The sequence below is a fragment of the Granulicella tundricola MP5ACTX9 genome (assembly GCF_000178975.2).
Lineage (GTDB): Bacteria > Acidobacteriota > Terriglobia > Terriglobales > Acidobacteriaceae > Edaphobacter > Edaphobacter tundricola.
The window spans coordinates 96,315-110,161 of record NC_015064.1 but is presented as its reverse complement, the minus strand read 5'-3'; the positions used below and the strand labels follow the sequence as shown (position 1 = coordinate 110,161).

The following is a 13,847-nucleotide window of genomic DNA, read 5'->3' as shown; positions in this document are numbered from 1 at the left end:
AAACAAGACCAGAACCATGGTCCCCCTAGGATCGAAGTGGAGCGTATAACGAAAGGAGATCATTTGAGTCTCTTGGCAGCGAAACTCACTGACTTACCTCGAGACCAGTCAGTCCCCGGCCCCTAACAACGAAACCTGGACCTCGACTGATAAGATCTCATCTCAAAGTCGCGCCACCTACCGTGAAGACACAGCCTGCTACTCATCTACTAAATGAGTTCGGCCTGTTTGGGATACCTCACCTTCCAAAATGGTAGGATGTTCAGAGAATGGGCTGGGCATCTGAAGAATTGGAGATGGCTTAGGTTGCGGTCTAGAGATATTGAAGTTCCGAGGCTTGCAGATTATTTCATTGACCACGAGGCCGTTGGTCTTATCTAGAAAGTCTTTTGTGGTTGATGCAGTGACGAGCAAAGCCGTATCAGACGTGGCAACTATAACTTCTTCGCCCGAAGGAATATGACCGCTATCCGTAGCCTGTAGAACTGCTTGAATGGCAAGCGGCATACTGCCCCCAAAAACGGATAAAGCACTTTTCAGCATAGCCATCTCTTTATTGTGAAGTTCAGCCCCTGAGATGTCGTCAAAAGGAAGACGCGCACGGATAATGGGAATCTCCACCCCGTCAAAAAACTTACGTACCTTTTCGGGCATGTCTGGAGGATAGGTTCCTCCCGTTTTTAGCTTAATGGTGTACGTAGCAGGGAATGTGACCGCAATGATCTTCAGATCAAGGCCGCTCAGTTGGTTATAAGCGAGCATGGGGCCTTCTCCTTGAAGAGTAAAGAAGATGACTTTTACGGGGTACGGAATGCCATTGGAGATTAATCCACGCATGTAGTTCTTAATGTTCTTCACAACATTGGGGAGGTTTTCGCGACCTTCCCCATCAAATGTTTGGATCTTATCTCCCCGGCTCATCATCTCCCCCTTTCTCCCAATCCTGCTCAATCTGCAGATATGAGTTCTTGATGCAATAAATAATGTATGGGAAAGTGGTTCTTATGGAGTTTTCAAAAAACTCCAGTTTGTTTTTCCCGACATGTACATGGCACCGTTCGTTTACTGACTGCCTTCTTTCGTGGTTACATATTCGGAAGATTGGGTCGACGCTTCCAATTTCTCGAAAATCGTAAGAGAAGGACCGCTCGACCATGTTTCCTTCAGAATCGAAAGTCGCCATGTCATTCACCTTTAGCAGTCGATTCTGAACTAAGGTCAGTTGCTCTTTCCATCTAAAGGCATATGGGTTTGGTTCTGGGATTTCGACCTTGGATACGACAGGCCTTGGATCAAGGTATTCGCATGAGTTCAGAAAGCGGTCAATAAGGTCCTTGTACTTGTATGCGCCCAATCATCACCACCCAAAATGAAAGAACCCGGGAGTGTCCCGGGTTCCGCTATACAACCTTGACCAAACAAGCCTACTTGACCTGGGGGACTTGAGAAAGCAAAAAATTCGCTCTCCATCAACTTGTCCCACACGGCCATGCGGATAAAGCTAAAATCGTCGCGATCGTCTGCATCTGTGATCTTGTCGTCACGCAGATCAAACCACTTGTCGGCGTCGCCCAAATAGTTTTCCGCCAACGTACGCACTTTAGCCATGTATGCGCTAAGAGGTGGGCTTACAACTTCGATCGTTACCATTACCTGCCGCCTTTCTAGGGGCCTTTGCGATTTGCCTATTGTTTAGAACGTATGAGCATCGCAAAAGGTTCGCCTCTACGCGAACTTTGTTGTGTCCTGTAGAACTGTTCTTCGGACGCAACAACAGTATTTCACGGTTGTACGCTTGGCAAGCCTGTTTTTCATATCGGCCTCTGCAACCAAATGGTGATAGGAGTTTGAAAAGCGTATCATGAAGTCGAGCGAAAAACACTAATTCTTGGAAGAATCTGGTGAAGGGCTTACTGGCAAGGCACTCACAACTAACACTTTCGACGACATCGGTTAGTTTACCGATCTGATGCGAGATGTTGCTTCCGTTCCGCATGGTCGAAGGGAAGCAACCTGAACCCTTCCACCTCCGCCGCTTCTTCAAACGGGTCTTTGTGAGATCTGCATAGCAAAGTCGGTATACATCATCACTGGCTTAACGATCTGAGAAGCGCCCTGCACCGTTCGGGTCATTGCGGCATACCGTGCTTGATCAGGCGCCAACCGGCAAGCGTCTCTATGCTCACCCACCTGTTATGGGTAGTCACCCGACCTACTGTTCGTGCCTTTCCTTCGGGAAGGGGTTCAGCCGACATACATGTCTGGCGAGGCACCAGTCGCTACTGGAAATTATACACTGACCTAAGAACGAGAGGGCCTTTGAGTGGCAGAGTATCTGTTACAACATTCAATGTATCTAAACTGTGGGGCACCTCACTTCGGTATATGCCCACAAAGTGTGACGGCACGTCAGGAGGTAGGGACGAAGGTCGAATAGTCAAGGTATGAAATTACAACAGGTACGCTGACGTCGTCGATTGAATCCTCCATTGCTTCCTCTGTTCATGGGTGCTGTTGGTTGTCATTGTGCGCATGTCTTCAATGAACTCCGACGATGCGTGTGCACTCGTGATCAGAAGACGATCACGGCTCCTCGTGCACGCGACGTAAAGCAACTGGCGCTCAGAGTTGTATATGTCGTCCAACTCCGAAGCATCACCGGCGCTTCCAATACGCTCAGGATCGGGGAGGACGTCCTCCTCACACGCCATAATCACTACATCCCGGAATTCAAGCCCCTTCGCAAGATGCATAGTACAGACTGTCAGCAGGCCTGGAGACACGTTCGCGTGCGCAACAAGATGGCTAAACTGCATTCCAGTGGCCCGGGCCGCTGCTTCTGCCCGGTCCAGTTGTGCTGCAGAACGCACAAAGATCGCCATCTCGTCAGACTGGTGACCCTCTTCTCTTCTCGCAACCAACCAAGCTGAGGCGAACCTTGCTTCACTTATCTCATCGTTTAGCTGCACAAGCTCAGGGGAAGGACCGTTGAAAACCGATACAGTGCCACGACGTTCCTCCACAGATCCATCGCCGTCCGTCACTTCAGAAGCGAGGAGACGATCTGCAGCATGGCGGATCTGATGGGAAGTTCTGTAGTTGACCTTCAAGTTGCTGGAGCGCCCACGGACGTCGACCCCAGCAGACTTCCAGGAGAACAGCTGCTGAAAGATGCGTTGACCTGTATCGCCTGCAAAGAAGAGTGCGTTGGATCGTCCGCTCCCAAGTGCTCCCAGACAACGCAGTTCCGCCATGCTGATGTCTTGAGCCTCGTCTACCACCGCAAAGTCAAACGGAGGCGCGGCTCCGTGTGCGTAGTGCTTGGCAAGGCGAACGAACATCTCCGCAGTAGTCATCTCACGCTGATCTTCCATGGATTTCAAGACCTTGTCGAATACTTGCCACAGCACCTCACGCTGAGGCTCGCGGAGGCGCGATCGGCGACCGGCCCTGGAGTAGTCTCGGTAGGCCTCCCATGAGCGGAGTTGAGCGGCATCCACCACCTGCGCCCACTCCGACATAAGGAAACGCTCGGAGAAAAGGCAAGACGGGACTGCTTCCATCGCTGCGCGAACATGAGTGAGGATGGACTCTGCGGACGCGATGGTCACGGGACCATACAAGGGCGCGAGATTGCTGGCGTACAGTCTCCGGGCTACCGCTTCGAAGGGGAGGACCTCTATCTGCTCTCCCAACCATGAACGGTTCGAGATCAGCACACGGAGACGATTATCCAACGCGTTCGCCAGTACCTCAGAGAAGGTGGTCAGCAGGACCCGTGAGGAAGGATTATTCTGAGCGAGGTAAACCGCGCGATGCAGCGCGACGATGGTCTTCCCTGTCCCGGCAGAGCCCGTAACGCGAGCAGGCCCGTTGAAATTGCGTTCAACGATCGCCCGCTGCCCCGGATGGAGGAAGACTGTCCATTTCTCCCATGGCGCGTCCAGGGCGGCTTGGAGTTCGTCGAGGTTCGAAACGATACGGAACCGGCGCTGCGCGTCGGGATGGGTGAACGCCACGGCTTCTGCATTTGCCGAAGACCCAGCATCGGCCACAAGAGCACCTGCAACAGGAGAGGGTGCAGGACGGACGCCAGTCGCCAGGCTGAGGATCGCCTCGCGAGCTTCTTCAGGCAGTTCCTCTACGAGGTCCAGTACCGTCTCTTCCGTGGCGTTGCGGACGGTGTCCAGCCAGTCCTCAGGTACACCGAACCTGAGCAGGTCTGCATCGGAAGCGCCCGCGAGGAGGAGCAGAGACTTCGTCTTAGCCTTTGGCTCCTCAGGAACGTACCGAGGGACAATGATGTGCTGAACCGTCTCCTGAAGTACCACCATCTGTGCTGCGCCGGTCTTCGGATGGACAGTGAGCTTGCGGCGCTCAGCCCAGGCGTAAGCCGAGTCATGATGGTCTACGTAGCAGAGCAGGCAGCTCGCATCCGTGCGGTGAAGGATCATCCGCAAATCGTCGCTCACCCGCGCCGACCAGAAGCTCTTGTCACGTGCGCGGTCGAGTTTGTGCATCTGCAAGCCTGGGTGTGCCGGGTTCATCTGGAGTTCGATGGCCGCAAGCTTTGCTGCATTCTGCTCAGCAGGCTGCAACCGGCCAAGGCTGTCCTGGAAGGTGCTGGCGATCAGGAACTGCATTAAATTCCCTCTGGGAGCAGAGAATAGTCCCCGGTTTTGGGAGTGTTCTCAGGTAAGTGGTAACCAAACATCTGTACACCGAACTGGAAGCTCCGGAAGGTCGTGAAGAGATCGTCCATACCCAACCATCCCCCAGGGATCCTGTCGATGCGCAGGGCACGTGCATCACGAATCGTAAACGTTACACCATACAAGGAAACGATGCTGGCAGCAGCACCAGGATAGGGCTGAACTGCCAGATGAACGTTACTGTCGGAGCGTGGCGCACGGCCCATTGCAAAGAGGTAGAAGTAGGGTGCTCCGGTTAGTATCTCGTAGTCCCCGCTTGTCATACCACGGTTTATCTGCGGTTCGTTGCGCCCTTTCAAGCAATGGATGCACTGCTTCTGTGGGTTGAAGCCGCTGACATGCTTGCCCCATAACTGAATGAACTTCTGGGTCGACTGCTCGATTCCCCGAACCTCAAGGACCATCTTTCCTCCAGCCGCTAAGCGACGGTGAACACCTTCATCACCTCGTCGCCCAGGTGGTTGATGACCTTGACTGCAATCCGTCCAGTCGCGGGCTTGGGAAACGGTCGCGACGTATCGCTGTGCAGTGACTCCCAGGCCTCCTGGTTGATCTCTGCTTTCAAGGTTGTCTTCAGCGACTTGTAAGGATCGTTCGCACCGAGGAAATATGCATGGCGGACAAAGAAGCTTTCCTCGTTGTAATCGGTATCGACGAACCAGCATGCAATCTCATCCGGTTCGCTGCTGGTAACTTCGCCTGTACTCGGATTGAAGACGTCGATACCGTTCAGCTTCACTCTGATCTCATTGTCCGGGGCTAGGAGTATCTCGATCTCCGGCTCGCCAAAGATGATGAAGAGATTGCCCTTGCCCGTGTTCTTCAGGTCCTCCGCCATATGGAGGTCCGCATTCATCCGAGCTTTGAGAACAGGAATGCGGCCGAGGCGCGTAAAGTCCGCTGACTGTGCGTCGAAGTTGAAGGCGCACGCAATCACCACATCGAACCCGGCATCTCCAGCCTCACGCGCGGCCTGCGCCAGATCCGGTCTTGCAACTGTGCCAAACTCAGGGCCGATCATGATTCCCGCACGCTTCCCCACGCCATCCTTGTCGGTGTAGTGCCCCTCAGCGCAGATCATGCCCAGCCCCGGCCACGGCTGCAGTGAAGTGAACTCAATGCGAGCGTTCTTATCGGTTTGCTGCACACCGCTGGCCTTGAGCGTGTCCAGAATCACCTGCACAAAGTTGCCCACGTCACGTGGATCGTCATAGTCGCTCAGGGCGGATTGTCTTAGATCGTTATCCTGCATCTCTAGCACGCGATGCGGGCTAAGGCTCTCAACTGTGAAAGGCCCCGCCACGCGCACCTTGTTCTTGTCTTCATAAGGCTTGTCATACAGATTCTCAAACTCGGCCTTCGCTGCTATCGAGGCGTCGATGGCTCGTTGCCGCGCGGTACGCTGGTTCCACCATGCAGCGTGAGCCTCTTTGGCGTCTTTGCTCCAGGCATCGGAAACCTCCTGTGGAATCTCCCACTCCTGCCATTTCTTGTGAAGCAACGTGTTCAGACGCTCACGCAATGGTTCCAGGCGGGTTTGGTATTCATCCCAAAAGACGTCTATTTCAAGGTTATTGGCGATAGAACCTAGAGTGATCCGTGGAACTCGTTCACAAACAAAACCTTGCCTGACATCTCCATACGTAGATAGCGCAACAGTTGCGGAATTGCGCAACTCGGCGTCCTTCCGTCGTCCTTCAATGGAATCGGTCAGCAGGTAGTAAGCGTAGCGGGCACCCATCACTCTAGCGCGAGCCAGAGCGAGGGCCACACGAGAAGTGTCGACCGTTATCCAGCGTCGTCCCCATTGCTCGGCTACATAAGCCGTACTGCCGGAGCCACATGTAGGGTCAAGCACAAGATCACCAGGATCCGTGGTCATCAGGATGCACCGTTGAATTGTCTTCGTGCCCGTTTGCACCACATATAGCTTGTCATCTGTGAAGCTACCAGTGCCCGTATCATCCCACAGTTGAGATACCTGAATGGCACGGAAATCAGATAACTTTCTGACATATTGAATACTATTAGCCGCCTTATGAATTCGGCCCGCTTTCGCGAGCCGAACAAGTCCGGCTAAAGGTGTTTTCGAACGAAGTGTATAGTCCGCTGCCTGGAATGTGAAATCTATGGGCGTATTTCCCTGTGAAGTAAGGTCACCTGCCTTATAGAGTTCATAACCCGCAGGGATCATCATTGCATCTTTTTCATTTCGAGTTAGTGCTCTGTATTGGCCAGCCTCGTTTCGGATCCAGAAATATGTGTCGGCAGTGCCTGCTTCGTGTGACTTGCTGAGGTAAGGTCTCCGAAACTTTGCCTGATCTTTGTCCTTCGCATACCAAAGTAAGAAGTCAAAGCGACTGCTTAGAAACTTGGCACCAAGGCCCGTGGTCTTTGAGAAAGCGATCTCGGAGACCGCATTATCCGGTCCGAAAACTTCGTCAAGCAGCGCTCGCACTCTGTGTGAATTTTCATCACCAATCTGCACAAAAATTGAGCCGGAATCCGTAAGCATATCTCGTGCTGCAACGAGCCGATCCCGAAGATAACTCAGATACGAATGAATTCCATCCCGCCAAGTATCCCGAAAAGCCTTGACCTGCTCGGGTTCACGCGTGATGTGGCCTACATTCCCATCTTTCACATCACGGCTCGTCGTCGACCACTGAAAGTTTGAGTTGAACTTGATCCCATACGGCGGGTCGAAGTAGATGCATTGGACCTTGCCGCGTAGCCCCTCGCGCTCCGCCAACGATGCCATTACCTGCAAGCTATCGCCCAGGATCATTCGGTTCGACCAGTGCTGATCGTGCTGGTAAAACTCCGTCTTCGCGTCCATATTGGGAAGCCCGTTGAAGTCTGCGAACAGATCAATCTGACCCACTTGTGCGCCGCCAGAGCCCGCTGCACGCTGCCGTTCCGTCTCCCGCTTTAGGTCATCGATCAGCACCTTAGGGTGAACCTTCTCCTGGATATACAGCGGAGGAGCCGGAACCGTCAGCGGCTGTTCTGCATCCATGTCATCGCCCGGGTACTTCCCGCGCCAGATTAACTGCGGATCCAGATCGCGGTTGCGCCGCTCATAAGCCACCCGGGTGGGGCGCTGTTCCTCCGTGCGCATGACGGACTGAAACTCTGCCGTGGGAATGTTTTTGCGTGATGCGTCGTCATGTACCAAGGTGGTGACGGTCTTGGCAGTGGTACCCGTGCTCTTCTTTTCAGCCATTCGTATCTTCCTTCTTATCTCTCGCTGAGGGCTGGTGCTGCCGCCCGTACAGCGACGCATCCGCAATCATTTCGTGAAAGAGCGACTCAACCCGCGCCTTGAACTCTTCCTCAATCGCATAGGCTGAGGTGAACTCAGCGAATGCCCAGCGTCCGTGGCTGCCGGTACGATTGATGCCCGGTAGCCACAGCGTCTCCATGGTGCTGCGCTTGTCTTTGGCGTCCTCGCCACGGTATCCCTTAATCTCCACAACCAGGCTGAGGAGATCGTCCTCCCCATGCCCATCCTCCACGCGGACAATGAAGTCCGGCCGATAGATGTGGTTCTCCGCGCCGCGCTGGTAAGGAACCTCAAAGCCCAGCGCATGGTTCTTCACGTAGCACCGCACCCGTGCGTGCTGTTCCGCAACCCGGCAGAACTCCCCTTCCCACATGCTGTCAAGCACCACCCAGTTCACGTGGCAGCGATCCGGAGCGGTCTTCCAAAGATCAGTCTTGGTGGTGTTGAAGTTCACCTGCGCGGTTGAACCAAGTGGATTGTAAGGATCTAGGATAGCGGCGATACCCGTCTCCCCGCTCATCCTGCGCGTGATGCCCGTAGTAATACGCTGCGAAGCCCTTTCCAGTAGTCGGGGGTCCAGCATCTGGGCTGGCTGTGTGCCGCCAACACACTGAAGGTAGTTGTCCAACCACTCCCGGGCAATGCGCTTCAGATCCATGAAGAGATGCGGTCCGGGACGCTCTATCTGGGCATCTTTCCACGACGTCTTCAGCATGTGTGAGACAAGCTCAAAGACGATTGTGGAGTAACGGGCCTCTCTGAGATGGTCTGGGCCGATGTTGATGCCTTCGCCTACGATTCCTTCGATCCGAGTGTCTGTGGGGCCGACCTCATTCGGGGTAAGGACGTATGCGGAGTCCTCGTTGAACTCCGCAGCCAGGCGCTCACGTGGCATGACGACTCGATAGCCTTGCACACGAGGGAAGTTGATCTCAAGGCCAGCACGCTCCTTGAGTGCCTTCACGCTGATGACCTTCCGAGGAGCCTGCGGTGGTGCTGGAACAGACTTGGCGGTGAAGTCGAACGGAATGCCAAGGACGTCGGCATACTCCACGGGAAGGTGTCCCGCTTCCGCCCCTTCCGTGATGAGTTCATAGGACTGGCGTCGCAGCGCACGACCGATGACCTGCTCACACAGGAGCTGCGTACCGAAGGCTCGAACGCCCAGGACATGCGTGACCGTCTGGGTATCCCAACCTTCAGTGAGCATTGAAACCGAGACGACGCACCGCACCGACTCCCCGAGGGCACCTTTGCGGCCCACCGTGTTCATCACCTCGCGAAGTAGATCGGAGTCGGTTAGGTTGGCAGCCTTGTCATGCTCTCCACGCGCCCGCAGTTCCTGCCGGAAGCGCTCAATCTCTGCCGCTGCCGCCTTGCGAAAGTTTTCATCAAGGTCACCGCCCGCTTCCATCTGGTGGCTATCTACGAGAATGGTGCGTGGCCGGGAGTAAGGACGTCCGTTCTCATCTTCGTTTCGGAAGAGAGGCAGATGCCCGGGGATGGGTACGCTGCCTTCGGGCGTCTCGCGGGCGTAACCAGAGATGTAGTCAGAGACCAGCTTAGAAGCTGAGGTGTTGTTACAGACCACGATGAAGCAGGGCGGAACCTCAATGCCATTCTGTTGCCACAGCTCAAAGGTCTTCTTGTAGTGGCTGTAGAGAGCGTCGAGGGCGGCTTTCAGCTTCAGCGGCAGGCGCTCCGGCTCCAGCAATCCTGCCTTCCCAGCCCCCTTCTTTGGCATGTCCTTACTGATGTTCTCCCATAAATTGCGGAAGATTGGCACGTCAGCGCTTGTTATGTTGTCCGTCACCGGTACTCGCGGCAGCTTCACGATTCCGCATTCGATGGCATCCATGAGGGAAAAATCACTCATGGTCCAAGGGAAGAGCGTGCCCTCCCGGTATCCTGAACCTCGCAAGAAGAAAGGAGTGGCGGACAGGTCCAGGATGCGTGAGATTCCGATGTGACGCTTAACCATCTCCAGACCGGTGATCCAAACTCGAGCGGCTTCAGCGTTTGCCTTCGCTTCCTCTCGTTCATCAGCGCCAATCTCCCGCTCGGCGGTCTCTCCTGACTTCTCCCTATAACAGTGGTGAGCTTCGTCATTTATGACCAGTATGTTCTTCATTCCCATCAGGTCCCCGACGACTCGCTGCAGCATCTGGCCTTCTGTCTCCAGAGTCTGTACCTCTCCGTCGCGCCCCTCCAGCATTCGGCGGGTCCCTTTAGCCAGAGAAGTCCGCTCCCTGATCTTGAACTTGTGGTAGTTCTCAATGACGACTACAGCACGTTGCATGTCCTGCAACATGTCCTTTGGAACGAGGTCCCGATGCTCGTAGTAGTTATAGGTGTCGTTGGGCTTGAGGACGTTGAGCCGATCCCGGATTGTCAATCCAGGGGCAACGATGAGAAAGCCTTTCGTGAACTGGCTCTTGGGCCGACGCACCGCATTGATCGTCTGCCAGGCAATAAGCATCGCCATCACGGTCGTCTTACCGGCACCTGTCGCAAGTTTCAATGCAAGGCGTGCCAGGCCAGGATTGGCGTCCGCGTTCGATTCGGACAGGTGGTTGAGATACTTCTTACGCCAACTCTCTCGTAGAGGTGCAACCTCCATCAGCCAGATGACGGTCTCGACCGCTTCCACCTGGCAGAAGAAAGGGCGGACGGACGTGAAACTGTCGCTTCGCCAGTGGGCAAGAAGCCTTGCAGTCTCGGCGGAGACCTTCCAGTCCGACCGACTTGGCAGCCTTCGCCAAGCATCGACTTCGCCGCGCAGGTCGTTGATGATGGTGGAGGCGTATTGCTGAGTGTCCGTCGAGAGGCCAGCCTCGTCCTGCAACACCAGTGCAGCTTGTCGTCCCTGACCCCGCCGCAGTCGCGGCTTCGGGATGGGCGAGATGAACTCGGCTCGCCGCCGGGTGGGCACAATCAGGTGAGTAGGCTGGCCTTCACTGTCAAGCTCCCAGTGACGGTGAGAAGGCAGATAGGGACTGTTCAGAATGGGACGTTCGAAGAAACTCTGCTCGGTGGACACGCTCAAGTTGGACCCGCTGATCGGAATGAGTTCATTGTGCCACAGCTGATCTCTTCAAGCTCTAAGGAGACGCGACTTGTATTAGGCGTCTCCACACTTGACCAACGTTCTGGCTTCGAGAGCCGTACTTACATCACGACCACCAGCCTAGCCGTTCACAAACTCCATGGCTGCGTGGTAGCCACGAGCGAGGGTGGTGTCCATGATTTTCGCGTAGTTCAGCGTGGTTGCGACCGAAGAGTGACCCATAAGCTCTTTCAGCTGCAGAATGTCCATTCCAGCGTTCACCAAGCGAGTTCCGTAGGTATGACGTAATCGGTGCACGTTTGTGTGGGATACTCCTGCGACTTTGCACCAATGTGCCAAACGCTCCTGCATCGCTCTCTCTGACATGCGCTGCTTCCGCTCCGAGATGAAGAGAGCTGGGTGGTCGTCCTTTCGACCATTCACGTAACGTGCGTAGGGTATCAAAGCCTGCTGACTCACCATGAACGTCCGAATCTTACCTCCTTTGCCCTCTACCTCACCCGTGCCGATCACGAAGCACTCGTTGGGCCCATTTCCCTTATGTTGCTCAATCACGATAGTGTCCCGATTCAACTGCTCCATCTCTCCTAATCGGAGTCCTGTAGCCAGGAAGAGGTTGATCAGTACCCTATCGCGTGGAGAGGTGATCGCAGAAAGGAGCTTCTCCAGCACTACCTCTTCGACCGGCTTCGGCTTGTTGTTTCGCTTCCACCTGTTGGAGAAGTCCTCGATGGGATTATGCAGTTTGCGTCCTGTTGTCGCACGGGTGTAGTCGAAAAACGAAGATACGGCAGCGAGCCGTCTGGCGATGGTGGCATCAGAGAGCCCTACCTTTCCGCCTTTACCCTTACCCGAGATCTTCATGTAAGTGATGAATTTCGCGATCAACGCGTGATCTATCTGGGTGATCCGGTCAACATGCTCGGTCGCAAGGAATAAGCCGAAGTGCTTAAGATCACTCCGATATGCTGCGAGGGTGTCGTCACTGACCTTCTTTATGTTCTTGTAGAACTCCAGAAACGGTTCAAAGTTCATTAATTATTGTCTCCCCAATGTTATCAAAACCGGCGTGTTTCTTGAGTTTAACATAACGTTGCGTGTAAATTCGATTACACGCAACGTTCCAGACTTCGTAGATTGATTGGAGTGCCCGGCTTGAAATGTGCCAGTAGATAAGAGAGACCCTGGACAAGGAGGGCGTATGGGACGAGGGAAGAAGTATCAACCTGAGCAGGTTGTAAATCTGTTGCGTCAGGTCGAAGTGGTTGTAGCGAACGGGAAGACGACGGCTCTGGCGTGTAAGGAAGCTGGGGATTGCGGAGCAGACGTACTTCCGTTGGCGCAAGGAGTACGACGGGTTGCAGGTAGACCAGGCGAAGCGGCTGAAGGAGCTGGAGCAGGAGCAGGAGAACACAAAGCTAAAGCGTCTGGTTGCGAACCTTACAGATCACCGGCGCCCGAGGCACGGCTGACAAACGACATGGGCATGGAGAAGTGGAAACCGCTACGCGCTTCCCACTTCTTCACACCCCTGACGGCGGCTACTTGAACTCAGAAGAAGCTGCGATAAACTAACTCATCCAACTGCACAAAGATCGGGCACCCCATTCAGAAACTCCTCGGCGGTCAGGGTGCGTTTTCCGGTTCCGTTCTTGAGTTGCTGCTCCGCCCGTTCGGATGCCCAGACGAACCCTTGAACCTTGGCTTCCTCAGAAAGCCGCGTGTAACTCTCCAGAGAAGAGGGCGAGACCCACCCCAGTACGTTCATAAGCGTGTTAGCGTCTGCGCCGTTACTGGCGAGCTTCGAGGCCAATGTGTGCCTCAGCCTGTGAATTGAGAATGTTTCGAGGCCAGTTTCATGCGCCATTCGCCCTCTGTACATCTTGCACAGAATCCTCTTAAATTCTTCCTGGGTTGTATTCCGGAGAAGAGGTGCGCCATAGTGGTTGTGGAAGAGGAACCCGTGCCCACAGTCCGGCTTACGGACGGAGAGCCATTCCAAAATTCGGCAGGAGGCGCGATCACCGAAGAAAGCTAGCCGTTCGGTCATAGATTTGTTCGGCAAGCCTACCTTAAGCGATCGCTGCTCAATCACCAGATCTTCGAGGCGAAGACGGTAGATCTCGCTCTTCCTCAACCCTGACTCGTTCGCGATCTCAAAAAAGGCACGGAGGCGCTCATTCCCTCTGACATCAAGCAATTGGCGGATCTGACTAATGTCTTCTTGCGAATATGGTCGGCCGGTACGGGCCCTCTTCCGTTTGCCGTGAATAGCAGGGATGACGGGACTGTCTTCGAAGTAACGCTCTTCAACGATCAGCCATTGGAAGAAGACCGAAAGAGCTGACGTATCGGTTGCAGCACTTGCGAAGCCATTTTCTCTTGCCCAAACCTGAAATGCTGTCACAGTCGCAGGCACCACATCCTTGAGCGATACGATGCCGCGCTCCCATAGGAATCGAAAGAACGGACAAAGCAACTTGCGCACTAAACCCACATTACGGTACCTGAGCTTCGCTACACCTTCGAGATACTCGGAAACTAGCCCCAGGTACGGTCCGCAATGATCTTGGAGATACTTGCGCCGCTGGAATTCTCCTTTGTGCTTGACATTCACAAAATTGCTCTTGAAGCGAATTTTATTGCGATAACGAGAAAAGATCGTCCCGCATCCGCAGTCACATGCGAGTTGTACTTTCTGACCTCGAGCCGTTGCCGGTCTTGGTAACACGTTTTTCAAGACATCCCCCTTAGGTCGCTAATACAGCGATGACCCTAAGGG

General features: G+C 54.4%; 8 protein-coding genes and 1 pseudogene. 1 reads left to right on the top strand and 8 read right to left on the bottom strand.

Features of this window, described 5'->3' with window-relative positions; all coding sequences use genetic code 11:
* Positions 1–198: 198 nt before the first annotated feature.
* The 7 genes from ACIX9_RS00460 to ACIX9_RS00425 all read right to left on the bottom strand — a co-directional run bounded on the left by ACIX9_RS00460 (position 199) and on the right by ACIX9_RS00425 (position 12,100).
* Positions 199–924: a hypothetical protein gene (locus ACIX9_RS00460; RefSeq protein WP_013578509.1), complete on the bottom strand. Its 726-nt coding sequence runs from the start codon at positions 922–924 to the stop codon at positions 199–201.
* 387 nt (positions 925–1,311) lie between these two features.
* A complete protein-coding gene (locus ACIX9_RS00450; protein ID WP_041596851.1) occupies positions 1,312–1,650 on the bottom strand; it encodes a hypothetical protein in 339 nt (112 codons plus the stop codon).
* Between the two features lie 800 nt (positions 1,651–2,450).
* Entirely contained in the window at positions 2,451–4,643 is a 2,193-nt protein-coding gene (locus ACIX9_RS00445) for a 3'-5' exonuclease (RefSeq protein WP_013578508.1), read from the bottom strand.
* The gene (locus ACIX9_RS00440; protein WP_013578507.1) at positions 4,643–5,116 is read right to left on the bottom strand and encodes a hypothetical protein; all 474 of its coding nucleotides are present in this window, start codon (positions 5,114–5,116) and stop codon (positions 4,643–4,645) included. Before ACIX9_RS00440 ends, ACIX9_RS00445 begins: the two co-directional genes overlap by 1 nt.
* Positions 5,117–5,130: 14 nt before the next feature.
* Positions 5,131–7,938 carry a site-specific DNA-methyltransferase gene (locus tag ACIX9_RS00435; protein ID WP_013578506.1) on the bottom strand — a complete coding sequence of 936 codons (2,808 nt, stop codon included), beginning with the start codon at positions 7,936–7,938 and terminating at the stop codon, positions 5,131–5,133.
* Positions 7,931–11,038, bottom strand: a complete 3,108-nt coding sequence (locus ACIX9_RS00430; protein ID WP_013578505.1) for a BPTD_3080 family restriction endonuclease — start codon at positions 11,036–11,038, stop codon at positions 7,931–7,933. Before ACIX9_RS00430 ends, ACIX9_RS00435 begins: the two co-directional genes overlap by 8 nt.
* A 147-nt stretch (positions 11,039–11,185) precedes the next feature.
* Positions 11,186–12,100 (bottom strand): tyrosine-type recombinase/integrase, encoded by a 915-nt coding sequence (locus ACIX9_RS00425; protein WP_013578504.1) that lies wholly within the window; start codon positions 12,098–12,100, stop codon positions 11,186–11,188.
* A 166-nt stretch (positions 12,101–12,266) separates the two neighbouring features.
* Between ACIX9_RS00425 and ACIX9_RS25490 the strand changes: the two are divergent.
* Positions 12,267–12,510 (top strand): annotated as a pseudogene (locus ACIX9_RS25490) (transposase); the annotation flags it as partial.
* Positions 12,511–12,641: 131 nt separating this feature from the next.
* Here the strand turns inward: ACIX9_RS25490 and ACIX9_RS00415 are convergent.
* Positions 12,642–13,796, bottom strand: coding sequence for a tyrosine-type recombinase/integrase (locus ACIX9_RS00415; RefSeq protein WP_232298841.1), 1,155 nt, complete (start codon positions 13,794–13,796; stop codon positions 12,642–12,644).
* Between the last annotated feature and the right edge of the window lie 51 nt (positions 13,797–13,847).